Source organism: Pseudochrobactrum sp. sp1633 (assembly GCF_030376605.1).
GTDB lineage: Bacteria > Pseudomonadota > Alphaproteobacteria > Rhizobiales > Rhizobiaceae > Pseudochrobactrum.
Map to the genome: position 1 here is coordinate 135,394 of NZ_JARRAE010000002.1, position 24,740 is coordinate 160,133.

The 24,740-nt window shown below is 52.0% G+C and carries 29 protein-coding genes; 14 read left to right on the plus strand and 15 right to left on the minus strand.

Annotated elements, in window-relative coordinates; all coding sequences use genetic code 11:
* Positions 1–25: 25 nt before the first annotated feature.
* The 6 genes from P8H26_RS02745 to sppA form a co-directional block, all read right to left on the minus strand.
* The gene (locus P8H26_RS02745; protein WP_213596189.1) at positions 26–889 is read right to left on the minus strand and encodes an RNA methyltransferase; all 864 of its coding nucleotides are present in this window, start codon (positions 887–889) and stop codon (positions 26–28) included.
* The gene (locus tag P8H26_RS02750; RefSeq protein WP_289631536.1) at positions 886–1,854 is read right to left on the minus strand and encodes a class I SAM-dependent rRNA methyltransferase; all 969 of its coding nucleotides are present in this window, start codon (positions 1,852–1,854) and stop codon (positions 886–888) included. The genes P8H26_RS02745 and P8H26_RS02750 overlap by 4 nt, the downstream gene beginning before the upstream one ends.
* 494 nt (positions 1,855–2,348) lie before the next feature.
* Positions 2,349–3,323, minus strand: a complete 975-nt coding sequence (locus P8H26_RS02755) for an ornithine cyclodeaminase family protein (protein ID WP_289631325.1) — start codon at positions 3,321–3,323, stop codon at positions 2,349–2,351.
* A 176-nt stretch (positions 3,324–3,499) separates the two neighbouring features.
* On the minus strand, positions 3,500–3,826 hold the full coding sequence (locus P8H26_RS02760; protein WP_289631326.1) for a LapA family protein: 327 nt from the start codon (positions 3,824–3,826) through the stop codon (positions 3,500–3,502).
* A gap of 153 nt (positions 3,827–3,979) precedes the next feature.
* Positions 3,980–4,267, minus strand: coding sequence for an integration host factor subunit beta (locus P8H26_RS02765; RefSeq protein ID WP_289631327.1), 288 nt, complete (start codon positions 4,265–4,267; stop codon positions 3,980–3,982).
* 175 nt (positions 4,268–4,442) lie between these two features.
* Entirely contained in the window at positions 4,443–5,423 is a 981-nt protein-coding gene (gene sppA / locus P8H26_RS02770; protein WP_289631328.1) for a signal peptide peptidase SppA, read from the minus strand.
* A gap of 385 nt (positions 5,424–5,808) precedes the next feature.
* Between sppA and lptC the strand changes: the two genes are divergently transcribed.
* From lptC to ptsN, 5 genes are all read left to right on the plus strand, one after another.
* The gene (lptC, locus tag P8H26_RS02775; protein WP_289631537.1) at positions 5,809–6,462 is read left to right on the plus strand and encodes an LPS export ABC transporter periplasmic protein LptC; all 654 of its coding nucleotides are present in this window, start codon (positions 5,809–5,811) and stop codon (positions 6,460–6,462) included.
* Positions 6,463–6,695: 233 nt separating this feature from the next.
* Entirely contained in the window at positions 6,696–7,307 is a 612-nt protein-coding gene (locus P8H26_RS02780) for an LptA/OstA family protein (protein ID WP_374708216.1), read from the plus strand.
* A 178-nt stretch (positions 7,308–7,485) separates the two neighbouring features.
* Positions 7,486–8,247: an LPS export ABC transporter ATP-binding protein gene (lptB, locus tag P8H26_RS02785; protein WP_289631539.1), complete on the plus strand. Its 762-nt coding sequence runs from the start codon at positions 7,486–7,488 to the stop codon at positions 8,245–8,247.
* A gap of 209 nt (positions 8,248–8,456) precedes the next feature.
* A complete protein-coding gene (hpf, locus tag P8H26_RS02790) occupies positions 8,457–9,047 on the plus strand; it encodes a ribosome hibernation-promoting factor, HPF/YfiA family (RefSeq protein ID WP_289631329.1) in 591 nt (196 codons plus the stop codon).
* 460 nt (positions 9,048–9,507) lie between these two features.
* A complete protein-coding gene (ptsN, locus tag P8H26_RS02795; RefSeq protein WP_289631330.1) occupies positions 9,508–9,972 on the plus strand; it encodes a PTS IIA-like nitrogen regulatory protein PtsN in 465 nt (154 codons plus the stop codon).
* A gap of 241 nt (positions 9,973–10,213) precedes the next feature.
* On the opposite strand, the gene P8H26_RS02800 is transcribed toward ptsN, so the two are convergent.
* Both P8H26_RS02800 and P8H26_RS02805 read right to left on the minus strand, forming a co-directional pair.
* A complete protein-coding gene (locus P8H26_RS02800; RefSeq protein WP_289631331.1) occupies positions 10,214–10,465 on the minus strand; it encodes a DUF1150 family protein in 252 nt (83 codons plus the stop codon).
* 144 nt (positions 10,466–10,609) lie between these two features.
* Positions 10,610–11,050: an Hsp20 family protein gene (locus P8H26_RS02805; RefSeq protein WP_289631332.1), complete on the minus strand. Its 441-nt coding sequence runs from the start codon at positions 11,048–11,050 to the stop codon at positions 10,610–10,612.
* A gap of 216 nt (positions 11,051–11,266) precedes the next feature.
* Here P8H26_RS02805 and P8H26_RS02810 point away from each other — a divergent pair, with 216 nt between their 5' ends.
* Positions 11,267–12,202 (plus strand): nucleoside hydrolase, encoded by a 936-nt coding sequence (locus tag P8H26_RS02810; protein ID WP_289631333.1) that lies wholly within the window; start codon positions 11,267–11,269, stop codon positions 12,200–12,202.
* A gap of 49 nt (positions 12,203–12,251) precedes the next feature.
* Here the strand turns inward: P8H26_RS02810 and P8H26_RS02815 are convergent, their stop codons facing one another.
* Together P8H26_RS02815 and P8H26_RS02820 are read right to left on the minus strand one after the other, a co-directional pair.
* On the minus strand, positions 12,252–13,133 hold the full coding sequence (locus P8H26_RS02815; protein ID WP_289631334.1) for a ribokinase: 882 nt from the start codon (positions 13,131–13,133) through the stop codon (positions 12,252–12,254).
* A 25-nt stretch (positions 13,134–13,158) separates the two neighbouring features.
* On the minus strand, positions 13,159–13,665 hold the full coding sequence (locus P8H26_RS02820) for a DUF2244 domain-containing protein (protein WP_289631335.1): 507 nt from the start codon (positions 13,663–13,665) through the stop codon (positions 13,159–13,161).
* Positions 13,666–13,768: 103 nt separating this feature from the next.
* On the opposite strand from P8H26_RS02820, the gene nth reads away from it, so the two are divergent.
* Positions 13,769–14,494 (plus strand): endonuclease III, encoded by a 726-nt coding sequence (gene nth, locus P8H26_RS02825; RefSeq protein ID WP_289631540.1) that lies wholly within the window; start codon positions 13,769–13,771, stop codon positions 14,492–14,494.
* Here the strand turns inward: nth and P8H26_RS02830 are convergent.
* Together P8H26_RS02830 and P8H26_RS02835 are read right to left on the minus strand one after the other, a co-directional pair.
* Complete coding sequence (locus P8H26_RS02830; RefSeq protein ID WP_289631336.1) at positions 14,491–15,129, minus strand: aspartate/glutamate racemase family protein; 639 nt, start codon at positions 15,127–15,129, stop codon at positions 14,491–14,493. The two genes, nth and P8H26_RS02830, sit on opposite strands and share 4 nt — an antisense overlap.
* Positions 15,130–15,136: 7 nt before the next feature.
* Positions 15,137–15,859 (minus strand): sulfate transporter family protein, encoded by a 723-nt coding sequence (locus P8H26_RS02835; protein ID WP_289631337.1) that lies wholly within the window; start codon positions 15,857–15,859, stop codon positions 15,137–15,139.
* A 192-nt stretch (positions 15,860–16,051) separates the two neighbouring features.
* Here P8H26_RS02835 and P8H26_RS02840 point away from each other — a divergent pair, with 192 nt between their 5' ends.
* On the plus strand, positions 16,052–17,071 hold the full coding sequence (locus tag P8H26_RS02840; protein WP_289631542.1) for an adenosine kinase: 1,020 nt from the start codon (positions 16,052–16,054) through the stop codon (positions 17,069–17,071).
* A gap of 43 nt (positions 17,072–17,114) precedes the next feature.
* Here P8H26_RS02840 and P8H26_RS02845 read toward each other — a convergent pair whose 3' ends face one another.
* From P8H26_RS02845 to hrcA, 3 genes are all read right to left on the minus strand, one after another.
* Entirely contained in the window at positions 17,115–17,774 is a 660-nt protein-coding gene (locus tag P8H26_RS02845) for a trimeric intracellular cation channel family protein (protein WP_289631338.1), read from the minus strand.
* A 184-nt stretch (positions 17,775–17,958) separates the two neighbouring features.
* Positions 17,959–18,606, minus strand: coding sequence for a nucleotide exchange factor GrpE (grpE, locus tag P8H26_RS02850; protein ID WP_289631339.1), 648 nt, complete (start codon positions 18,604–18,606; stop codon positions 17,959–17,961).
* 137 nt (positions 18,607–18,743) lie between these two features.
* Positions 18,744–19,829, minus strand: a complete 1,086-nt coding sequence (hrcA, locus tag P8H26_RS02855) for a heat-inducible transcriptional repressor HrcA (protein ID WP_289631340.1) — start codon at positions 19,827–19,829, stop codon at positions 18,744–18,746.
* Positions 19,830–20,173: 344 nt separating this feature from the next.
* Between hrcA and rph the strand changes: the two genes are divergently transcribed.
* The 6 genes from rph (at position 20,174) to P8H26_RS02885 (ending at position 24,733) form a co-directional block, all read left to right on the plus strand.
* Positions 20,174–20,890 carry a ribonuclease PH gene (gene rph / locus P8H26_RS02860; protein ID WP_289631341.1) on the plus strand — a complete coding sequence of 239 codons (717 nt, stop codon included), beginning with the start codon at positions 20,174–20,176 and terminating at the stop codon, positions 20,888–20,890.
* A gap of 163 nt (positions 20,891–21,053) precedes the next feature.
* Complete coding sequence (locus tag P8H26_RS02865) at positions 21,054–21,464, plus strand: VOC family protein (RefSeq protein WP_289631543.1); 411 nt, start codon at positions 21,054–21,056, stop codon at positions 21,462–21,464.
* 4 nt (positions 21,465–21,468) lie between these two features.
* A complete protein-coding gene (gene rdgB, locus P8H26_RS02870) occupies positions 21,469–22,122 on the plus strand; it encodes an RdgB/HAM1 family non-canonical purine NTP pyrophosphatase (RefSeq protein WP_289631342.1) in 654 nt (217 codons plus the stop codon).
* Entirely contained in the window at positions 22,122–23,330 is a 1,209-nt protein-coding gene (gene hemW / locus P8H26_RS02875; protein ID WP_289631343.1) for a radical SAM family heme chaperone HemW, read from the plus strand. Before rdgB ends, hemW begins: the two co-directional genes overlap by 1 nt.
* A 123-nt stretch (positions 23,331–23,453) precedes the next feature.
* Positions 23,454–24,359 (plus strand): 16S rRNA (cytidine(1402)-2'-O)-methyltransferase, encoded by a 906-nt coding sequence (gene rsmI / locus P8H26_RS02880; RefSeq protein WP_289631344.1) that lies wholly within the window; start codon positions 23,454–23,456, stop codon positions 24,357–24,359.
* Positions 24,359–24,733, plus strand: a complete 375-nt coding sequence (locus P8H26_RS02885) for a YraN family protein (RefSeq protein WP_289631345.1) — start codon at positions 24,359–24,361, stop codon at positions 24,731–24,733. Before rsmI ends, P8H26_RS02885 begins: the two co-directional genes overlap by 1 nt.
* Positions 24,734–24,740: the final 7 nt, after the last annotated feature.

Genomic DNA, 24,740 nt, shown 5'->3' on the forward strand with positions numbered 1-24,740 from the left:
GCATTAAACTCCTGCGCTTTTTATATTAGCGATCATCCAGAACCAGAGCGTCACGCCGGATTTCGTAGAGCATGACACCGGTGGCAATAGCAAGATTAAGCGAATCCGCACGGCCAATTTGAGGGATACGTGCTAAATGCGAGCAAATTGCAGCAAGATCGTCAGGCAATCCCTGCTGCTCATTGCCCATCATCAGCATAACCGGCTGCTTATTATAGGGAATAGTGCGGTAGTCGACGGCACCTTTGAGATGCGTTCCCACCAGCACGCCTTTATAGGACTTGCGCCAGTTGATGAATTCGTCGTGCTTGGCACGGTAAAGCGGCACGGCAAAAACCGAGCCCATTGTCGCGCGCACAGTTTCCATAGAATAAGGATCCGTGCAGTCGCCGATCAGGATAATACCTTTGGCGCCCACTGCATCGGCCGTGCGGATAATGGTACCGAGATTGCCCGGATCACGCACGCGGTCAAGCGCGATATAGGTGTCATTACCCTGCGGGCGCAGTCTTTCCAGCGGTTCAAAACGCTGGTCAAAAACACCGGCGACCATTTGCGGATTGTCTTTACGGGTGATTGCCGCAATCACTTTTTCTGAAGCCTCCAGCACCAGACCACCACCGGCTTTGGTGCGGGCTGCAACTTTCTCCACCAGCGGATTGCCTTTACCCGCCTTGGAAAAGACCAGAGTGCGGATGCGCCAGCCCTGTTCAATCGCGTCGATGACCAGTTTCAGACCTTCTGCCAGAAACACGCCCTGCTGGTCGCGGAATTTCTTCATCGACAAAGCACGCAGGTCTTTGACAATCGGATTGGTCAGACTGGTAACTTCTTTAACGCTACCGGTGCGTGGCGCATCTTTGCGGGAAAAATCATTGTCTTTAGTCATGAATTGGCAATCCAGCGGGAGAACATAGAGGTGGAAAGCGCGCGCTCGGCTGAGCGTTCACGCAGGATAAGCTCGCCCGATTCAATCACGCCGTCGCGTCCGGTAAAGCGGTCGCGCATCAACTCGTGAATGGCAAAGAACGAGGCACGGATTGAATAGGCAGTCAGCACAACGCTGAGGGCATCCGGTGAGAGGATGGCGCGGCACATATCAACCATTTGCGGAAGATTGTCGAAAAGCTGCCAGACCTCACCATTCGGACCGCGACCATAGGCAGGCGGGTCGAGCAGGATAATGTCATAGGTATTGCCGCGGCGTTCTTCGCGCGCCACAAATTTAGTCGCATCTTCGCAAATCCAGCGGATCGGCTTGTCATCGAGACCGGCCAGCGCCTGATTTTCACGCGCCCAGTTAATCGCCTTCTTGGACGCATCAACATGGGTGACTTCGGCACCGGCATGGGCGGCGATCAGCGAGGCAACGCCGGTATAGCCGAACAGATTAAGCACGCGCACAGAACGATTGACCTGTTTTTTACGGGCATCGCGCACCTGTTGTGCCATGAAAGCCCAGTGTGCAGCCTGCTCCGGAAATACGCCGACATGGCGGAACGAGGTGAAGCGGCCGAAAAAGCGCACATCCTGCAGCGCCATTGGCCAGGTTTCACCCAGCTGCTGTTTCGGAAAAAGCCAGCGTCCCATGCCTTCTTCATCGGTGTTGCCGGTGAAGATTGCATCGGCCTTGTCCCATTCGCTCTGCGGCCATGCAGGCTGCCAGATCGCCTGCGCTTCAGGGCGGATGATGCGGTAAGGGCCGTATTGTTCAAGCTTCAGACTGTTGCCGCTGTCGAGCAGGGCATAATCTTCGCTCGGGCTGGTCTCAAGAATAACCGGCAAGTTTTGGCGCGGGCGTGTGCCTGTCAGCTTCAAAAGCGGGCGATTGGCAACCGCCGGTTCAGCAGTCATTTTTTTAGGTGCTGCAGGCGCTGCGTTTTCAAAAGCCGCAGCATTCTGCTCTGTTTTTGCAAATTTCGGGCGTGGTTTTTTAAAACCCTGCAAAGGTGCAGCCGATACCGCTTTACGGTTATCGCGTGACTGTGCGGCAGGTTTTCCCGCAGATCGCGCTGATGAACCACTATGAGATTTTGCGGTTTTTCCTTTTGGCGGTTTCACCCTGTGTGCTCCGGAAATTGTTTAACAGAAGGTATTATACCATCAGATGGTGCAATATTTTCTGTTTCGTAGAGCATGGCAGCCTTTTGGGAAAGCTGAATTTAAACGGGAGTGACTTATAAATGCATCTTTGCTCTGAAAAGCGGCAGCATGTCTCCCAGAAATGGGCGCCGGTTTTGGGGCAAAGACATGCGTCAAAACAAAAAATAGAGCATTTCGAATGATTAATCTTAAATGCGAAATGCTCTAAGTGTTTTCGGCTTTTCAGGGCAAAATAACGGGCATGATTAGCCGTGTTGTTTGCGGCTCTTTTCATAGACCAGAATACCGGCTGCGAGATCTTCCATCGCTGCGCCGACCGATTTGAACAGCGTAATATCCTGATCACTGACGCGGCCTTTGACTGTTCCGCGCGCCAGATCAAACAGATCGCCGAGAACATGATCCGGTTTGATAATACCGTCACGCAAAGGCTGGGTAATGTCGCCGCCTTCTTTCAATGCGCCGTCTTTGGTGTCGACAAATACACGCGAACGCAGCACGGCTTCATCATCACTCTCACGCATATCTGGTGTGAAAGCGCCAACCAGATCAACATGGGTTCCGGGGCGTAAATGTTTCCCGTGAATCAATGGTTTAGTTGCCAGAGTACCGGCGGCAACAATATCAGCTTGCTGAATGGCGGCAATGTGATCTTCGGCAATATAGGCATTAAAGCCTTCATCACGCAGTTCTTTGATTGTTGCTTCGGCACGCTGCGGATTGCGCACGCATAACGCGATATCGGTAATCGGGCGCACGGAACTATGGGCGCGGGCGAGATTGGAAGAAACAGCACCTGCACCCATAATCACAAGGCGGGAAGCATCTTCCCGCGCCAGATAGCGGGCGGCAAGGGCAGAGGCTGCGGCAGTGCGCCAGCGGGTCAGGCTCTGGCCGTCGATCAGGGCTTTTGGTTCGCCGGTAATGCCGTCCAGCAGCAGATAGACGCCCATAACCGCCGGTTTGTCGATCAGGCCGTTGTCAGGGGAGACAGTGACGATTTTGACACCCATATAGCCCTGCGACGGATCGCTGAGCTTGTGAAAATCTGACCATGCAGGCATCAGAAGCAGCATGGACGGGCTGCCTTCAGGGCGCTCAACCGGATGGTGATGGCGCACAGGCTGGATCATACCGTTACGGAAAGCGCTATCCAGCGCATCGACCAGTTCCGGCCAGGTCATCAGGTTATCAACGGCAGCGGCAGAAATATGAAGCATTGTTTATCAGGCCTTTTATGATGCCGCCCATTGTCTCCTGCAATGCACGGGCATTTATATTCATTCACAACAACAGATTGTTCCCACGCCTGAGGGTGGGAGACAAGCACTGATCTGTGCTGAGTTTATGAAAAAGCCTGATAATATATGTGGTTTGTATGGATGCAGTACTAAGATCAGGACAGAGATGATGCGGATGGCAGGTTTTTGGCTTCGGCCTGTTTGGCGCGGTTCAAAAGCGCATCGGCCTCCGCTTTACGCTTGCGCGCCAGTTTACGGTGGCGCCCTTGGGTGAACCAGATCAGCAGCCCGCCGATAATAATGCCGGAAAGAAAAGCACCAAGCACCCACAGAAACAGCGGCGCTGTATAGGTCAGAGCAGGATTTCCGGGATTAAAAGGATCAAGCGTGACGCTGACTGCGCTGCGGTTGGCCACTGAGAGCACGATTAAAATTACCGCAAGCGGCAGCGCAATGACAAGTGTCAGGAAACGGTTGGTCATTTTAAATTACCCGTTATCTCTTATGCTGCACTCCATACATCATATCCACCATCAGGCATTGATGATACCTGATGGCTGAAGTGCCTGATTTTATATCCCGCTTCGCATGCTCCGTATAAAGACGGGTTGTGCATGCGCTACAGTTATGAGCGATTAATCGTTACCGATATTGAGGCGGTCGCGAAGCTCTTTACCGGTTTTGAAAAACGGTACCCACTTTTCCTCAACATCGACCGATTCGCCGGTGCGGGGATTGCGCCCGTTACGGGCAGGGCGGTTTTTAACGGAAAAAGCGCCGAAACCACGCAGTTCCACGCGGTTTCCTTCCGCCAGAGCTTCAGTAATTTCATCGAAGACCGCGCCGACAATATTTTCCACATCACGCTGGAAAAGATGCGGATTGCGGCTGGCGATGATCTGCACGAGTTCAGATTTAATCACTGCGTTCGACCTCTCTGCAATATATTAAAAGTAATGCTCTCAGAACTTGTATGCGAACTGCCCCTTAATTGGTTAGGGGCAGCTTATTATGAATAATACTGCCATGCTATCAATGTTTCATCGCGCTGAAACCTGAAAAACGCACTATATCCTTAATATTCAGCGCATTTCTCCGTTACGGCTGCGATTTTTGCCCGCTGTTACCGTGCCAAACTGCAAGCATGCCGTCAAGGAAGATACGCTGACCGATCTGTTCATCAAATAGTGTGCTTCCCTGTTCAGACAAGCCCATGTTGCGTAACATGAATTTCATTGCGGCAGAGGATAGCAATTCATTGTAGGATGATGGTTCGGCTTTCCATTCCACAACCGGCAGTTCTTTGTCGACGCCTTTGGTTGCAAGCCACGCAATTGAGGTTTCCTGATCGCCGAGCGCATCAATCAATTTGTGCTGAAATGCCTGACGGCCGGTATAGACAGAGCCGTTTGTGAGTTCCGGCAGTTTGTCGGCAGTAATCATCGGGCGGCGCTCTTTAACGAGACCGACAAACCAGTCATAGGTGTCTTTGACCGTATTATCGATCATGGCCTTGGCTTCTTCACTGGCGGGGGAGAAAAAGTTAGGCTCGGCTTTGAGCGGGCTTGATTTGATTGATTCAAATTTTACGCCGACTTTATCCAGAAGACCGCTGATGTCGGGATATTGAAACAAGACGCCTATAGAGCCGATCATTGAGGTTTTATGGGCAATCACATGGTCTGAGGCGATGGCAATCATATAGCCAGCGGAGGCGGCCAGTGTTCCGACCTGCGAGACGACCGGCTTTTTATCTGCGATCCTGCGCACGGCATCGTAAATCACTTCGCCGCCGGTTGTTGTGCCGCCGGGAGAGCTGATATCCAGAATGACGCCTTTGACCATATCGCTCTCTGCGACATCTTTGAGACGTTCCAAAAGCTCTTCATTGTTATAAATGGTGCCGGTAATAGAAATTTTCGCAATATGAGCAACATTGCGGGATGGCTTACTGCCGTTGATGTAAAGCGCTGCAAAGAGTATCATTGCGGCGACAAGCAGGAATGTCACAGCGCGCCAGAAGGTCAGCTTACGGCGGATACGTCGACGTTCGAGAACTGCATCGGCAGTATAAGTCATAGGATATGTCCGTTCTTGGGCTTATATTCGGTCATAGAATGTCGCATGGGCATGATGCGTCATGTTGCGGTAAGGAGACAATGATTGTTTTACTGCAACATATTGGATCAGGGATAATAAACAAAAAGACCGGCAAAATGACATTGTCAGGCACTTTTGTTAAATCGGTTCATGAAAAAGTGATCTGAGTTAACCCTCCGGAGGATTGAACCTGCGCAATTCAGCTTGTTTTGAACGCGGTGTCATCCCATTTATACCACAATAAAAGGCGATTTGAGCGCACTGTTTTTAATAGTCGTACATTTCACTGATAAATATTAATACCTTACGTGTAGGCAGCTGGCAAATGCCGGTTTCAGGAGTTTTGGACTTGTCAGACCATAAAATGGTTTTCGGAGCGTCGCAAAAAAGTACCGCTGTGTTTCATGCTGCACGCAGACACAGTATGCGTGTGCGCGTGTTGAAGACTGCTTTGCCGGTCGTTGCTCTTGGGGTGGCTGCTGTCTTTTCATGGTATACATTTCTGGCCGCACCTGCCACGACGGTAAAAGTCGAGCTTGATCCGTCTGAAAGCGGCAAACTGGTCATGACCAGCCCCCAGCTGAATGGCTATACCAAGGATAACCGCCCTTACTCTATGGTTGCGGCGCGTGCTGTGCAGGATGCCAAACAGAGCGGCGTTATCGTGCTTGAAGGCATTATGGCGCAACTGCCGGTCGGCGATAAAGATAAAGCCGAGATTGATGCTGCATCAGGTATTTATGATAGCGTTAACGGCCATCTGCAGTTTGATAATGATTTCACGGTTAAAACCACCAGCGGCATGGAAGCGAAACTACGCTCTGCGAATGTGAATATGACGAGCGGCGAGATGTCTACGGACAAGCCGGTCGATATCCGTACTGAAAATGCACATATCCGCGCGGAGAAAATGCAGATTCAGGAAAACGGTAAGGTGATGGTGTTTGAAAACAAGGTTCAGCTGACGATTGAGCCGGTTAAAGAAGCATCAACACCGGCTGCCAAAAAAGGCAGCTGATACAGTTTGCGCTGATGTGGCGGTGATTTACATAAATAAGTAATACCCCTGTTATATGGTTGCTGGCGGATAATATATATTCCGGTAAGATATATGGACCGGCAGCTGGGATGTGTTCAGAAGTTTGTTGTTTTATTCTCAAACTTGCGATTTATAACAAGGGTGATTTTCGAGGGATGAATCTGATGCGGCAACAAGCAAGCAGCGGGCTGAAAAAAGGCTCACAAAATACAATGCTGAAACTCTTTGATTTGCGCCTGTCCGGCGCGAAGCGAATTGCTGCTGTTTTGGTGTCAGGTTTATTGGCTTTGCCATTGTCTGTATATGCCGCTCAGGCGCAGCAGGCAGTTCCCTTTGATGGTTTGAAATTGTCTGACAGCAAAGATCCGGTTTCTATTGATGCTGAAAAGCTGGAAATGCGGGACAAAGAAGGCGTTGCCGTCTTCACGGGTAATGTTGCTGTCAAACAGGGCGATATTATGCTGCGTGCCGGTCGCATGCAGGTTTTTTATGCAAAATCCAAAGAAGGCGACGATAAGCCAAAAGGCGGTATCGGCGGCTTGAGCGGCGCGGGTCTTGGTGCCGGCGGTATTGAAAAGCTTGAAGTGGACGGCAAGGTCTATCTGAAATCAGGTACGCAGGTCGCAACCGGTGATGCCGGTGTCTATGATGCGAAAGCGCAGACAATGGTGCTGACCGGTAAGAAGGTTGTGCTGTCCGATGGTGATAATATCGCCACGGGTTGCAAGCTCACCGCGAATACCCAAACGGGTAAAGCCTTTCTCGAAAGCTGCAAAGGCCAGTCCGGCCGCGTTTCCATTATTCTTTCACCGAAAGAAAACTAAGAGCTTTCGCAGGCTTGCCCTGCGCCAAAGCTTATATGATTTAATTTCGCTGTGACTGATTGCAGGCACAGCGCTGAATAACCGGTCTGGATCGCTCTTGTCCTCTTTTAACGCACCAACTGAAAATGCTCTGAATGATGCTGTTGACGGGACTGCTGCGCCTGCGCAGGAGGCCGGGATGGAAGGGCAGCGTCCGCCGCAGGAGCTGTCGCGTCTTAAGGGAACTCTGGTCGCCCGTGGCATCAGCAAGAGCTATCGTGGTCGTCAGGTTGTAAATGGTGTTTCATTTGGCGTGCGTGCCGGTGAGGCGGTTGGTATTCTGGGGCCGAACGGGGCCGGTAAAACTACCTGCTTTTATATGGTGACCGGTCTGGTGCCGGTTGACAGCGGTACAATTGAGATTGACGGTTTTGATGTAACCTCAATGCCGATGTATCGCCGCTCCCGGCTTGGTATCGGCTATCTGCCGCAGGAAGCTTCGATTTTCCGCGGTCTTTCAGTAGAAGATAATATCAAGGCTGTGCTGGAAGTGGTTGAGAAAGACCGCAAAAAGCGCAGCATTGAGCTGGATGCGTTGCTGGAAGAGTTTCATATTACGCATTTGCGCAAGGCGCAGGCTATTTCTCTGTCCGGCGGTGAGCGCCGTCGTCTTGAAATTGCGCGCGCGCTGGCCTCACGCCCGAACTTTATGTTGCTGGATGAGCCTTTTGCCGGTGTGGATCCGATTGCGGTTGCCGATATTCAGCAGCTTGTGCGTCATCTGACCAGCCGTGGCATTGGCGTCTTGATCACAGATCACAATGTGCGTGAAACGCTCGGCCTGATTGACCGTGCCTATATTATCCATGCCGGACAAGTTCTGACGCATGGCCGCCCTAAAGAGATCGTTGCCAATCCGGATGTGCGCAGGCTTTATCTGGGCGATCAGTTCACACTTTAAAATCCTAATGATTTTGGCTATTTGGCGTGTTTTGCCGCGATTATACGGCGGGCGCCTATATAGGTATTGATTGTGGCAATCAAAGAGCATGCCCATTAATCTTTAGTGGCATGCAAAGTTTATTTTATTTTATGTCAGTTCGCTTTGCGCAACGCCTTCGCTTGTGATTAGATTGCTGTGTTCGAATATAGACAGCGAGGTACTGCCACATGAATCTCCGCGTTTCAGGTAAACATATGGACATCGGCGAAGCTTTCCGTATCAGGATTGAAGATCGCGTCCGTGATGCTGTTAGCAAATATTATGAAGGTGGCTATTCCGGAACAATTACAGTCGTTAAATCAGGTTCCCGTTTTAATACGGATTGTACATTACATCTGGATACCGGTGCGACTTTGCAGTCCTCTGCAGAAGCGCAGGATCCGCAATTTTCTTTTGACGCAGCTGCTGAAAAGCTGGAAACGCGGCTGCGCCGGTATATGCGCCGTCTTAAGTCACGTTCACTGGTGCAATCAGCGCGCAATAATCACCAGAGTATTGCTTATAGCGTGATGGAACCGGCTCCTGATGAAGAGGATGATCTGCCGGAAGATTACGCACCGACAATCGTCGCTGAATCGTCAGTATCCCTGCGCACCTTAAGTGTTGCGTCTGCTGTTTTCGAGCTTGATCTGACAGAGCATCCTGTATTGGTCTTCCGCAATGCAGGAAGTGAAGAAGTCAATATCGTGTACCGTCGTCCGGATGGTAATATCGGTTGGATTGACCCGTCCAAAGTAGCGCAGGCAGCGCGGGCATAATATGTTAGTAACAGGCACCACAACTGCATATGTGCAGTTGTGGTGCTTTTTTATGCACTGTTATTTCTTATGCTTTGGTCGCAAAAAAGGCTTGAATGTAAAAGCCCCGATGCGGGAAATATATTTTAACTTATTGAAATTTCATATTTAATATTGCTGTGGTTTAAATACGCTCTCTTCAGCGGATTCTCGCGGGTTTATTCACGTTATCTAGAGATAGGAATTCTTGCGTGACTGGTGTACCTTGAGCGGAATGCCGCAAATCAGGTGTTAATGACGGCGAATTGGGTTCTTTTTTAAATTTTTATTTATGAGTGAAATCAATGCGTTATGAGATTGATGCGTGAAAAGTGTGAGTAGAATCGCGAATTTGACTTGAGTATCTGTTGAATGGGCAGTAGATCACTGCACCTCCCGGTTACGGAGATGAATACTCCGCATGAGAGAAGGAATGGAGAAAATGGATCTTAGCGATCTGATTCAGCCAGGGGCGATTATCCCTTCGCTGAAGGCAAGCTCCAAGAAGCAATTACTGCAAATCTTGGCTGAAAAAGCTGCCGAACTCACAGGTCTTTCTGAGCGTGAAGTTTTTGAAACTGTGACTCAGCGTGAGCGTCTGGGGTCTACCGGTGTCGGCAACGGCATCGCAATTCCGCATGGAAAACTGCCGAATATTAATAAGATTACCGGTGTTTTTGCGCGTCTTGAGCAGCCTGTTGATTTTGAGGCGCTGGATGATCAGCCGGTCGATCTGGTGTTTCTGCTGCTCGCTCCTGAAAATGCAGGGGCAGATCATTTGAAGGCTCTGTCACGCATTGCGCGTTTGCTGCGCGATCCGGATATGGTTGCCAAATTGCGTGGTACGGTTGATGCGCAGGCATTGCATTCATTTTTGATTGCGCCGCCTGCATCCAATGCGGCCTGAAAAGCTGCTGAGATAAAGAGAGAAGGCGGTTGACAGTTTTGTCAGGCAGGCCGTTCTGTTTCTTTCTGAAAAGCAGTGTTGAAATATAAAAAATGCCGCGCATGCTCAGCAGCGCGGCATTTTTTTGAGGTCCCTTTTATAGGATCAATGGCTTGAGCAGCTTTGAAGCGCTTTAAGAAACACTAAACCCGCCTGCGCGCTGCAGGCGGGTTTGCAGGGGATTAGCTTATAAACTCAAGGCTTAATGCAGCATGACTGTGTGCAGTTCATGCTCGTGAGCGCCAGCCAATGCTGTTGCGCGTACGTCAGAAAGCATGATCGGGGTGCCGCTGGCACCAAAGAGAGCCCAGAGTTCCATGCCCGGCGCCATTGGTGGTAAAGCAGGGAAGCGCCGTGACAAATCTTCGGAGCGAACTTTGCGCAAGTAAGCGATTTCACCTTCGCCAAGATGGGCAAATTCGAATTCTGTAAAAATGTGTTTGTCAGCAGTCATTTTAGGCCTCCTGTCTTGGCAGCTCAAAATTGACGCTGCCTGTCGAGAGCATTTGCAATTGCACCTATCAGCAGATAGTGCTGCAATTACGGAACTGATTATAACGACGAACCCTTTACAGTTCTTTTATAATCGTAAGAACGGTCACTCTTTCACGTTTATACTAATACGTTTGACGAGGCGTTCTGGTTCCGGTCTGTCGAGATCAATCGATAATAAACCGTTTTTAAGCTCGGCAGCCACAACCCGCATACCATCCGCAAGAACAAAAACGCGCTGAAACTGGCGTGCGGCAATCCCGCGATGGAGATATTCGCGCTCTGCTTCATCATTCTGCCGGCCGCGGATGACCAACTGATTGTCTTCGGTGGTGACTTCAAGATCATCATCAGAAAAACCGGCGACAGCAAGTGTGATGCGTAGTTTTTCCGGAACGGGCTGTTCCTGATCTTTTGCAGCGCTGCGTAATCTTTCGATATTGTAAGGCGGATAGCCGTCACCGGATTTGGCAATCCGTTCCAGCGTTTTTTCCATCGTATCGAAACCCAGCAGCAAAGGGCTGGAAAAAGGTGTAATTCTGGTCATTGTTCAGTCCTCGGTAAAAGCGACCGTAATATCGAAAACCCGTTCCGGCATTTTCTTAGTCTTTATATGGCTCGGGAAAAGCTCCACTTCAAGAGGAACAGCTGATATGTGCGTTATCACTTACGATTCGTGCTGAAAATAATTTCACTACATTTATAGTGCGCCTGAATTCTCACTATTCAGTGTGCAGATTTTTCGATGAAAGGGATGGCTTTTATGGCCCGCAAAATCATTATCGACACAGATCCGGGACAGGATGATGCATTGGCAATTCTGCTGGCACTGGCAAGTCCGGAGCTGGATGTTCTGGGTATTGTTGCTGTAGCCGGTAATGTGCCGCTGCCGCTGACCCAGAATAATTCTTTGAAAATTGCGGAATTGGCCGGAAAGCCTGAAACAAAAGTCTATGCCGGTGCCTGCAAGCCGCTGATCCGTCCGCTTGTCACCGCAGAGGAAGTGCATGGCCGCACCGGCCTCGATGGTCCTGATCTGCCTGAGCCGGTGATGAAGCTGCACAAACAGCATGGTGTTGATTTCATCGCTGAAACTGTGCTGCGTGAAGAGGCCGGCACGGTTACGCTCTGTGTGCTCGGTCCCCTGACCAATATTGCGCTGGCTTTGAACAAGGCACCGGAAATCGCTTCCCGCATTCAGGAAATCGTACTGATGGGCGGCGGGTTCTTTGAAGGCGGCAATATCACGCCGACTGCTGAGTTTAATTTCTATGTCGATCCGGAAGCGGCCAAAGTGGTCTATGCCTCCGGTGTGCCGATTGTGATGATGCCGCTGGATGTCACCCATAAGGTGCTGACGACGGCAAAACGTATCGAGGCTTTCCGCTCGCTTGGCAATAAGGTGGGCGATGCCTGCGTGGCAATGCTGGAATTCTACGAGCGCTTTGATGAGGAAAAATACGGTACGGACGGCGGCCCGCTGCATGATCCGAATGTGATCGCGTATCTGCTGAAGCCGGAACTTTATTCAGGCCGTCATTGCAATGTTGAGATTGAGACCGCGTCTGAGCTTTGCCTTGGCATGTCGGTGATCGACTGGTGGGGTGTTACCAAGCGCCCGAAAAATGCGATTGTTATGCGTGATGTTGACCATGAAGGTTTCTTCACGCTGTTGACCGAGCGTATCGCAACACTCTAAAATATAGAAGACTATGAAAAAGGCCGGAGATTTCTCCGGCCTTATTTTTTTACTGAACCTCAGCGGCGTAAGGAATGGAAGGCTGTGCACCGGCTTTCAGGCAGGCAAGCGATGCAGCCTTGGCTGCGCGTTGGCAGGCATCACGCAAGGTCAGGCCGCTGTCGAGACCGGCTGCGAGATAGCCGCAGAATGTGTCTCCCGCGCCAACCGTGTCCACCGGTTTGATTGCCAGAGCTGGCAGGCTGTAATGCTCATCCGGCGTTGCAACCATCACACCTTCAGCACCTAGCGTCACAATAACTGTGCGGCCATAATGCTCCGCAAAATCAATCATTTTCGCTTTACGGTCTGCACCGTTCAGCTCCAGCTGAATGCTCGCCAGATCAAACTCTGTTTCATTGGCAACGATAATATCAGCACGCGGCAGCAGGCTTGCGGCATCATCGCGCCAAGGCGCGGTGTTGAGAATGCAGGTCGTGTCACTGGTTTCAGATGTGGCAATGGCTTTTTCCAGTGCAGGCAGCGGAACCTCCATTTGCAGCAGCAGAAAGCCGCCATCCAGATCAGCGACGTTCACATCATCTTCTGTGACCAGCCCGTTGGCACCCGGAATAACGATGATAGTATTCTCACCGCTGTCTTCAACCGTGATCAGCGCAATGCCGGTTGCATCACCGCGTGTGGCAACGCGCGTCAGATCAACACCCTCTGCACGCAGCAGAGCAACGGCCTGCGGCGCAAAAGCATCGCTGCCGACAGCGCCAACCATGCGCACCGGCACACCGGCGCGTGCTGCGGCCAGCGCCTGATTGGCACCTTTGCCGCCAGCAGCTGTAGAGAAATCTCTGCCTGTGAGTGTTTCACCGGGCTCCGGCAGCTTCGGGCTGCGGGCGATGAGGTCAAAATTAATCGAGCCGATAATCGTAATCATAAAACATCCGGTTTAAAAATGATCGTCAGCGGCGGCTGCGGATCAAAGCATTGGAAAAGGCGGTTGCAAAACTTTCGCGGTCGTCTGGCGGCAAAAATCTGCCGATATCCAAAGTCCTGCCGTCTGTCAGCAACTGCATCTTGGTAATGCCGATATCATCTTTGCGGGTAATGTGAAACCGTGTGCGGAACGGATTGAACCGGTAAGCGCGGATATGTCCCGAAGCGGAGACCTGCCGGATGAGTAATTGCTCCCGCGACACCGTGATTTCCTCACGTTGCCGTGCTGCATAATAATTGACACGGAATGCCAGATAAATCAGGGCAATATCCAGTCCGAACAGACCGACAACCGGCCATGCGCCGATCTGCATAAAAACCATGCCGATACAGGCCCAGAGCAAGAGCAGGCTTAAGATCATGATCTGAAAACCGCGCGCACTTAAGGAACGGTAGGGCAGTAAGGTCGCTTTGAAAAACTGTGCGCCATAGGCGTCCGGATCAGCACCGTCCGGATGGTGGGGTGCGTTCATGGTCAAATCTTTTTATCAATTTTACGAACCGGAACCGATAAAAGCTCTGGCTGCGGCAAGCTTGCAGATAGGCTTATTGATTTTAGCTTACTATATAAATGCCATGCAGAACAACCAGATCAATATTCCTGTGAAACCTCAGCGTCGTGTCAGCGGCACGCTTTATACGCCGGCAGAAATCCACGAGATTTTCCGGCGTTTCTCTGTGCAGCGACCGGAGCCGAAAGGCGAGCTTGAGCATGTGAATACATTCACATTGCTGGTGGCGGTGATGCTGTCGGCACAGGCAACGGATGCAGGCGTGAACAAGGCAACACGGGCTTTGTTCGCCATTGCCGATACGCCGCAAAAAATGGTGGATCTGGGTGAAGATGTGGTGGGCGACTATATCCGCACCATCGGTCTTTGGCGCAACAAAGCAAAGAACGCAATTTTACTGTCACAGGCGCTGATTGATAATTTCGGCGGTGAGGTGCCGGGCAATCGTGATGCGCTGGTGACTTTGCCGGGGGTAGGGCGAAAAACTGCCAATGTCGTGCTCAATATGGCTTTCGGTCAGCCGACAATGGCAGTGGATACGCATATTCTGCGTATTGGTAACCGGATTGGTCTAGCACCCTATAAAACGCCTGATGAGATTGAAGCCAAACTGGTCAAAATCATTCCGGCAGAATTTATGATGCATGCCCATCACTGGCTGATCCTGCATGGCCGCTATATCTGCAAAGCACGCACACCGGATTGTGCCAATTGCGTGATCGCTGATATCTGCAAATCGGCGCAGAAAACCAATGCTATTCCCGCACCACTGGTGCGGATTGAAGATTAAACACGGAGCAGAAGCTGGCGCAGGGCTGCGCTCGGTGCATCAAGTACGCGTTCCTCGTGGCGGATGAGTGCTGCGGCATTTGCCATAGACGTCTGCGCCAGAACGACCAGCTGGCTGCTGGCATCATGAGCGGCGTTCGCAGTATCTGCGATTGCCCTCTCATAGGCTTTGATCTCACCGGCACGGAATAAATCCCATGCGCCATCAATCAGCCTGATATCGGGTGCGACCTGCGCCCCGGCAAAGACCTGACGGAACAGCGCTGTCGTCGGCTGCATTGTGGTTGGTGCCGTGCACAACACGGTCACTGACTGGCCGGTTAGCACGGCCTGTTCGGCCAAAGCGCGGTCAGTTCGTAAAACCGGTTTGGCGAAGAGAGTGCGTGCATTATCCGCTATGGAACCCAGCGTTGAGCAGGTAATGAGAACGGCATCGGCCTGCGTGATCAGCGCATTCACGATTTGCAGTGTTTTTGTTTCAACCGCCTGCGTAATGCCGCCGTGTTGTTCGGCCTCATCAAGAAGCTCATTGTGAACCGTATGGCTTAACTGTCCGGCTTTCAACTGCAGACCGGCAGCTGCACGTTCAAAAATATCAATATTGCTGGCGGCCGTATGCAGGCAGGCGATGCGCATGTGTTTTTCAACCGTGTTGTATGCGTGGAACCGGCTTTTTGCCGCTCAGGGCTTTATGCAGATGCACCATCATGGCAGCAGCAAATAGCGGCGTCAGCAGGTTAATGAACGGAGTGGCCATAAAACCGGCAATCACCAGACCGCCGAGAAAGACGTTGATCCGGTTTTGCTCGCGGAAAGCTTTGGCTCCGGCCTCACCGCGATAGCGCATGGCGGCAAATTCAAAGAATTCACGCCCCAGAAGATAACCGTTCACAATGAAAAACGCGATCAGATTAACGCCCGGGATCAGCAGCATGAAAAGCGCCAGCAAATTGCCGAGCAGCACGATACATAAAAACTTGAGCGAATAGACGAGCGAGCGGCCAAGAGGGATCGGCGTGCCTGCGGGTTCATCGCTGTAATCCTCGCGCTCGATAATTTCGGCCACATCATCGAGAAACAGACCTGCAATCAATGCAGTAACCGGCGCGATCAAAAAGGCGAGCAACAGCGCCAGAACGAAACCGGCTGCAATCGCGGCGAACAGGCCGAGCCAGCTTGTCCAGTCCGGCATGGCAGGTAGCAGATTTTCAAACCACGGCCATGCCAGCCAGAAAAAGAACTGGCGCACAAGCGCCCATAAGGCGATCAGGGCAAGCAGTGTCAGGCCGATGGATTTCCATAAAACGGAGCGAAATTCCGGCGAGGGCAGGCGTTTAAGTGCGGTAAGCGCAGCGTCAAAAATCATCGGGGCTCCGTTTCTGTGTCAGCAGTTAAATAGTCAGCCGGACTGTTCTGCACAAGATGACCCGCCTGTTATCAAAGGCGTGCTTTAAGAAAAATGAAAATATTTCATCGCTGGAAAAAACAGCAGGCAGCGATTAAAGCTTATACCCGCAAACAATGCCGGATGCTGTGTTTTGCTGTCCGCAGGCGTTTTATGGGAGTAAAAGCCATTTCTGTCCCTAAATATGATGTATTGTGTATCGGTAATGCGATTGTCGATATTCTTTCCCGCACAGAAGATGATTTTCTGGTCAATAACGGCATCATCAAAGGTGCTATGAATCTGATCGATAGCGAAAGAGCCGAGCTGCTTTACAGCCGCAAAGGCCCTGCTATTGAAGCGTCGGGCGGCAGTGCGGGTAATACGGCAGCAGGCATTGCCAGTCTGGGCGGTCGCTCGGCCTATTTTGGCAAAGTGGCTATGGATCAGCTAGGCAAGATTTTTACGCATGATATTCGTAGTCAGGGTGTGGCGTTTGACACGACACCTTTGCAGGAAGGCGCACCGACAGCCCGCTCCATGATTTTTGTGACGCCGGATGGTGAGCGTTCGATGAATACCTATCTCGGCGCCTGCGTTGAGCTGGGCATTGAGGATATTGAGAGCTCTAAAGTCAGTACGTCCAAAGTTGTTTATTTCGAAGGCTATTTGTGGGACCCGCCGCGCGCCAAAGAGGCAATTTTGCTGGCGGCAAAAATTGCCCATGAGCACGGGCGCGAAGTTGCCATGACCCTGTCCGATCCGTTCTGTGTGGACCGGTATCGCGATGAATTTCTTGACCTGATGCGCTCCGGTACCGTCGATATTGTTTTTGCCAATGAGGCAGAAGTGAAGTCGCTCTATCAGACGTCATCGTTTGAAATGGCGCTTGAGGCACTGCGTGCTGACTGTAAACTTGCCGCTGTTACGAGATCGGAGCTTGGTTCGATTATTTTGCGCGGGCAGGAGACAGTGGAAGTGGAAGCTATTGAGATTGACGTGCTGGTTGATACAACCGGTGCCGGTGATCTCTATGCTGCCGGTTTTCTGTTCGGCTATACCAATGCTTACAGTCTGGAAGAAAGCGGTAAATTCGGCTCTCTTGCTGCGGGCATTGTCATCCAGCAAATTGGCCCGCGCCCGCAGAATAATCTGAAAGATATTGCGGGTCAGGCCGGGCTTTTGAAAAATTAAAGCGACAGGACGGGTAGCAGGCAATGTTACCCGTCACATCATCTTATTCAGAGCGCACAATGCCGTCGCGTTTGAGCTCTTCTTCTGTACGTCCGCGCCGCGCTTTGTGCGCAGGTAGCATCCAGCCGTAATACAGAGCCCCGCCGCGGATCAGAAAAGCGATGCCTGTACCGGCCAGCACAGAAAATGTGATGGGTACACCCAGAGCATTCAGAGCCACGAATGTACAGGAACCGGCAAGCGCTGCGGAAATATATATTTCACGGCGCATTAAGACTGACGGTTGGCCCGCCACCACATCGCGCAAGACACCGCCCATTGTTGCGGTGAAAACACCGGCAACGATGGCAACCCATGCATTGAAACCCAGATGTAGTGCTTTTTCTGCGCCCATCACGCTGAACATTGCCATGCCGATCGCATCAAGCCAGAGCAAAATACGATAGCGGGATTCAACACGGTGTGCTGTGAAATAGACCAGCACAGCAGCACTGGTGCCGATGAGCAGATAAAGCGGTTCGCGCACCCAGTTGACCGGCGTATTGCCGAGCATCAGATCACGCAGAGCACCGCCGCCGACTGCGGTCATATTCGCAAGAAAGATGAAGCCGATAATATCCAGACGGCAGCGCGAGGCTGCCAGCGCTCCGGTTGCGGCAAAGACAAAGACACCGGCATAGTCGATAAAATCGATAAATGTCACGTCTTGTCCTCCCGTTTAAAAGCAGATCTTCCCGGATTGCTTATGTCTGTGTAGCGCAATTTTATGAAAATTCAGTCCAATAAAAAGCGGGTGCCCTAATAAAAAGCGGACGCAAGGAAAGCCTTGCGCCCGTTTTTGTCTTTACCCTGAGCGACTGATGATAAGCCGCAATATCAGAATGTTTTTATTCTTTCGGACCGCCGCGTGACACGCCGACCATTGCCGGACGCAGAACGCGGTCACCGATTGCAAAACCGGTCTGCATGACCTGAACAACTGTGTTGTTCGGCACATCAGGATTCGGTACTTCAAAAATCGCCTGATGGAAATTCGGGTCGAATTTCTGCCCTTCCGGTGAAAGCTGGGTAACGCCGTGGCGCTCAAGAGCGTTCAGCATTGCGCGTTCAGTCATTTCCACGCCTTCAGCCAGTGCTTTCAGACCTGTGTCTTCAGCGAGCGCATCAGCAGGAATAGCATCCAATGCACGACGCAGATTGTCGGATACTGAAAGCATGTCACGGGCAAAATTAGTGACCGCATAGGCTTTCGCATCCTGCATTTCACGGGCGGTGCGCTTACGCAGATTTTCCATATCCGCAGCCAGACGCATCATCTGATCTTTCAGTGCATTGTTCGCAACCTGCAACTCAGCCATCGGGCTGATTGCATCGTCGTCTAACGCTGCATCTTCTTCAGCTTCCGCAACTGCTTCGTCCTTGCGTGCTTTCAGAAAATCATCAGCGGCACGCTTCAGAGCATCACGATCACGCGGATTGTTAAGGTCGCGCTGGCCAAGATCTGGGTTTTCGCTGTTTTTGTTTTCGTCAGCCATTAGTCTCTTCCGTCTTGAATCATATTGTCTGGGATATCGATGTTTGTGTCCTGAAAATCAAGGCCGTTGCTCTGTGACGCGGCAAAATAACAGGTTTAATCAGATTTTAGAGCCGTTTCAGGAAAGCGGAAACCGCTTTATCCGCGTAACAGGCGGGAAACCAGCGAAGCGGTATAATCCACCATCGGTACGATACGGGCATAATTGAGCCTTGTGGGGCCAATGACACCGAGCGCGCCGATCACCCGCTGTTCAGCATCCCGATAGGGCGCAACAACGAGGGAGGAACCGGACAGGGAAAATAATTTATTCTCCGAGCCGATGAAAATCCGCACACCCGATCCGGCTTCGGCAAGATCCAGCAGCTGGATCATGCCCTCTTTGGTTTCCAGATCATCAAAGAGCAGCCGTAACCGCTCCAGATCATCTTGCGCAGAAATGTTTTCCAACAGATTTGAGCGTCCGCGCACAATCAGTCTTGTCTGCTGGTCGCTTGATGCGCCGCTCCACACGGCCAGCCCCTGTTCCACCAAGTGCTGAGAGAGACTGTCGAGAGCCTGACGGGTTTCTTCACGCAGGGCTTCAATCTGGATGCGGGCTTCAGCAAGAGTTTTGCCATGAATATGGGCATTCAGAAAATTCGAGGCTTCAATCAGCTGCGAGGCGGTTACACCGGGCGGCAGATCAATCACACGGTTTTCCACGTCGCCGCTCTGGGTGACCATCACCGCCAGAGCGCGTACAGGATCAAGCCGCACAAACTCGATATGTTTGAGTGCGCCTTCGGCTTTGGTGGCCAGTACCAGACCGGCACCGCGCGACAGGCCGGACAGGATCTGGCTCGCTTCCGTCAGCACATGCTCGACAGAATTGTTATGCCCTGCGGCACGCACCTGATGTTCAATACTACTGCGTTCAGCGGCAGGCAGATCGCTGACTTCCATGAAGGCGTCGACAAAGAAGCGTAAGCCCAGTTGGGTCGGCATACGGCCTGCGGAAACATGAGGAGAATAGACCAGCCCCAGATGTTCCAGATCGCTCATCACATTGCGGATTGTTGCCGGAGAGAGGGATAAAGGCAGCAGACGGGACAGATTGCGCGAGCCGACAGGCTCGCCATCATTCAGATAGCTTTCAACAATGCGCTGGAAAATATCGCGCGAACGCTGATCCAGCACCTGAAAAGGGGCGTGTATCTTGTCTGCACGGTCTGATCTGATCATTCGCTGGTTTGCTCCTTGTATGAGCAATATATAGGCTATTGTGCTGCGGGGGCAAAGGGCAGGATCCGCTGTTTGCGTAATTGCTTTTCGATTTTCCTTTAAATTTGGCCGGTTCGGTACAGAGTGGTTTATTTTAAAACCACTCTGCCTCTTTGCTTGACGCAGTTTCGGACGGATCGCAGCGGGGTAGGGAAATAGTCCGGCGAACTATTTTCCCCGCGAAGGCGGTTCCACTTTTCCTGAAACTGCTCTAGAAGCAGGATAACTGCCTTTCAAAGGTGTCATCAGATTATAATCAGGCTGCCGCCATGTTTTGACGCGGCATTGTTTTAAAAGGAAAATCCATGCGTCCATCCAAGCGCACTCCGGACGAAATGCGTGCCATCTCTTTTGAACGCGGTATTTCCAAACATGCAGAAGGCTCGTGCCTTGTGAAATTCGGCGATACCCATGTGCTTTGCACCGCGAGCCTTGAAGAAAAAGTTCCGGGCTGGATGCGCAACAGCGGCAAGGGCTGGGTCACAGCGGAATATGGCATGCTGCCACGCTCAACCGGCGATCGTATGCGCCGCGAAGCTGCCAGCGGCAAGCAGGGTGGTCGTACACAGGAAATTCAGCGTCTGATCGGCCGCTCATTGCGTGCTGTTGTCGATATGCAGGCACTGGGCGAATATCAGATCACCGTTGACTGCGATGTTATCCAGGCCGACGGCGGCACCCGCACTGCGGCGATTACCGGCGGCTGGGTTGCTTTGCATGATTGCCTGCGCTGGATGGAAGCCCGCCAGATGGTGAAAGTGGACAAGGTTCTCAAAGACCATGTTGCTGCTATTTCTTGCGGTATTTACGAAGGCACACCGGTGATTGATCTGGATTATCCGGAGGATTCATCTGCGCAGACCGATGCGAATTTCGTCATGACTGGTCGCGGCGGTATCGTTGAAGTGCAGGGCACTGCCGAAGGTGAACCATTCTCGGATGAAGAGTTCGCGGCGCTGATGGTACTGGCACGCAACGGTATCAAACGTCTGGTTAACCTGCAGAAAATGGCTGTCGCTTAAGCTGCTGCCAGCGTTTCTGACTGCATTGTGAATTATCCAATAATACACTTGGATAACTCACCTGATCGTGAGCAGAGAATGTTCCGGAACCTGCTATAAACAGACCGGAACATTTTGCACGATGATGATTATCGAAAGGATATTCATAATGCAGACCGGACAGTTGAAACCGAAACAAATACTTGAATCTGCACTCTATGTGCGCGATATCGAGGAAGCGGTGCATTTTTATCGCGGTATTCTGGGGCTGGAACTGGCGCTTCCTTATAATCACCGCAATGCATTTTTCCGTTGCGGTAAGGGGATTTTGCTGGTTTTTGATGCCAAAGAGACAGTAAAACCGGCACCGGAAGGCGCATTGCCCATTCCGACCCACGGCACGACAGGCGCAGGTCATATGTGCTTTGCTGCCAGCCGCGAGGAAATTGCGGCATGGAAACAGCATTTTACGCAGCATAGCATAGAGATTGAGCGCGAATTTGACTGGCCGAATGGCGCGCGCTCACTTTACATCCGCGATCCTTCCGGTAATTCACTGGAATTCGCTGAACCCAAATTATGGAATAATGGATAAACTGATGAGAGAGCTGAACAAAGGCAAGCTGGTTGTTGCAAGTCACAATGCGGGTAAGCTCAAAGAGTTTGCCGATCTGATCGGACCTTTCGGTTTTGATACGCAGTCCGCTGGCCAGCTTGGTCTGCCGGAGCCAGATGAAACCGGCACGACCTTTGAGCAGAATGCTTATATCAAAGCATTCGCTGCTGCTGAGGCAACCGGCCTGCCTGCTCTCTCGGATGATTCCGGCATGATGGTTGATGCGCTGGGCGGTGAGCCTGGTGTTTATACTGCAAACTGGGCAGAACTGCCGGATGGCAGTCGTGATTTCAACATGGCGATGGGCAAAGTCATCGATAAGCTTGCAGCCGCAGGCGCGATGCAGCCTGAACAACGCAAAGGCCGCTTTGTTTCCGTGATCTGCCTGTGCTGGCCGGATGGTCATGCGGAATATTACCGCGGAGAAGTGGAAGGTCAGATTGTGACACCACGCGGCAATGACGGTTTCGGCTTTGACCCGCTGTTCCTGCCGGATGGTTATGACAAGACTTTTGGTGAAATGACTGCAACGGAAAAACACGGCTGGAAGCCGGGTGATACGCATGCGCTGTCGCACCGTGCCCGTGCTTTCAAACTCTTTGCTGAGGCGAAATTTGCAGCGGCGGATGTAAATTGATGCAGTCCCTGTCTGCTGCCAATCCAGCCGTGGTGAACGCGTTGCCCATCTTGCAGGCAGACGGGGATCATGCCTTTGGCATTTATCTGCATTGGCCGTTCTGTATGGCCAAATGTCCTTATTGCGATTTTAATTCGCATGTTCGCCATCAGCCGGTGGATCAGCCACGTTTTGCGCAGAGCTTTTTGCGCGAAATGGCGACGTTGCGCGAGCGGACAGGGCCTCGCACTGTCACCAGTATTTTCTTAGGTGGTGGTACGCCATCACTGATGCAGCCGCAGACCGTCGGTGCTTTGCTGGACGGTATCGCCAAATACTGGTCCGTTGCCGATAATATTGAGGTGTCGCTGGAAGCCAATCCGACCAGTGTGGAGGCAGACCGTTTTCGCGGCTACCGCGCTGCCGGTGTGAATCGTGTTTCGCTGGGCGTACAGGCGCTCAATGACCGCGATCTGAAGCGTCTCGGGCGTTTGCATTCCGTGGCTGAGGCGAAAGTGGCGATTGGTCTGGCGCGTGAGATTTTTCCGCGCCTGTCCTTTGATCTGATCTATGCCCGCCCTGACCAGACGATTGCTGACTGGAATGCAGAATTGCGCGAGGCGATAGCACTCGCTGCTGATCATTTGTCGCTTTATCAGCTGACAATTGAGGAAGGCACGCAGTTCTATAATCTCTGGAAAGCAGGCAAGCTGACCACGCCGGAGCCTGACCATGCGGCTGCGCTCTATGAAGAAACGCAGCGGGTGACCGCAGAGCTTGGTCTGCCTGCCTATGAGATTTCCAATCATGCGGTTGCGGGGCGCGAGTCCCAGCATAATCTGGTCTATTGGCGCTATGGCGAATATGTCGGCATCGGCCCCGGTGCGCATGGGCGGTTCCGCGAGAATGGCACCCGTACGGTGACAATTACCGAGAAGCATCCTGAAACATGGGTGGATAAGGTTGAAGCCTCCGGCCACGGTATTATCGAAGAAGAATATCTGACCTCTGAGCAGGAAGGCGATGAGTTTCTGATGATGGGGCTGCGCCTGAAAGAGGGTGTTGATCTCAACCGCTATCAGAAACTGACCGGCCACGGGCTCAACCCGCAGCGGGTGCAGCAGCTTGTGGAACAAAAATTGCTGGAACTGCGCGATGAGCGTTTCCTGCGTGCAACGCCGGATGGTGCTTTGCTGCTCAATACGCTGGTCGCAGAACTGACAGCTTAGAGCATTTCCAGCAAAAGTGCGAAGCGGTTTTGCGTCGGATAATGCGTCAAAACAAATAGTTACAGCGGTTCCAACGATTCAGTCTTAACTGGAACCGCTGTAAATCTTAGATAAGGATAAGTTGTGGAAGACAATTTACAGGATACGCGCAGCTATGTGGTGGGCGAAAAGAACTTTCGCGCCCGCCCGATTGAGCCTGCGCTCTATATTGTCGCCACGCCGATTGGTAATCTGGGTGATATAACTTTGCGGGCGCTGGAAGTGCTGGCATCGTGCGATATGCTGGCCTGCGAGGATACGCGGGTTACCCGTGTGTTGCTCAACCGTTTTGCCATTGCCCGCCGCCCGATGGCCTATCATGAGCATAACGCCGCTGAAGCAGGACCGAAAATTCTGGAAGCTCTGGCTGCGGGTAAAAGTGTGGCGCTGGTGTCTGATGCGGGTACGCCGCTGGTGTCCGATCCGGGCTATCGTCTTGTCGAAGAAGCCCGCAATGCCGGTTATAAAGTGGTGCCGGTGCCCGGCGCCTCTGCGGTGATGGCGGCTTTGATGGCCTCCGGCCTGCCGACTGACAGTTTCATGTTTTGTGGCTTTCTGCCGTCAAAGCAGGGACAGCGCCGCAATAAGCTCGAAACCTATAAGACCATTGATACGACGCTGATTTTCTTTGAATCGCCCAATCGTACTTCGGATACATTGCAGGATATGGCAGCCGTTTATGGTGCTGATCGTCCCGCTGCGCTGTGCCGCGAACTGACCAAAGCCTATGAGACTTTCTCAACTTCGACTTTGGGCGAACTGTGCGAGCAATATGACGGTGAAGACCGTATTCGCGGTGAGGTGGTGTTGCTGGTCGGTGCACCGTTGCAAAATTCCGTGCCGGTGACCGAGCAGGATATTGATGCCTTGCTGCTGTCGCTTGCACAGGAATTACAACCGTCAAAAGCTGCCGGTGAAGCTTCCCGTATGACCGGTAAGCCTAAGGGCGAATTGTATCAGCGCCTGATGAGCCTGAAGGCGAAGGGCTGATGAGCAACTCTCGTGAGAAAAAGCAGCAGGCATTTTCTCGCGGGATACGGGCGGAGCGGCTGGCTGCTTTTGCCCTGATGCTCAAAGGTTTTCGCATTGTTGAGCGGCGCTATAAAACCCGCTTTGGCGAGATCGATCTGATTGCCAAGCGTGGCAGTCTGGTGCTGATTGTTGAGGTCAAAGCGCGTGCCTCCGTCGAGGCGGCGATGGAAGCTGTCAGCTACACAAATTTACAACGCATCGAAGCGGCAGCCGATCACTGGCTTGCCCGTCAGCCGGGTCATCACCGGCTTTCTTTGCGCTTTGATCTGGTCGCGGTCTTACCGCGTCGCTGGCCGGTGCATATACCGGCCGCAGTGAGTTTCCGGAACTAAATTTCAC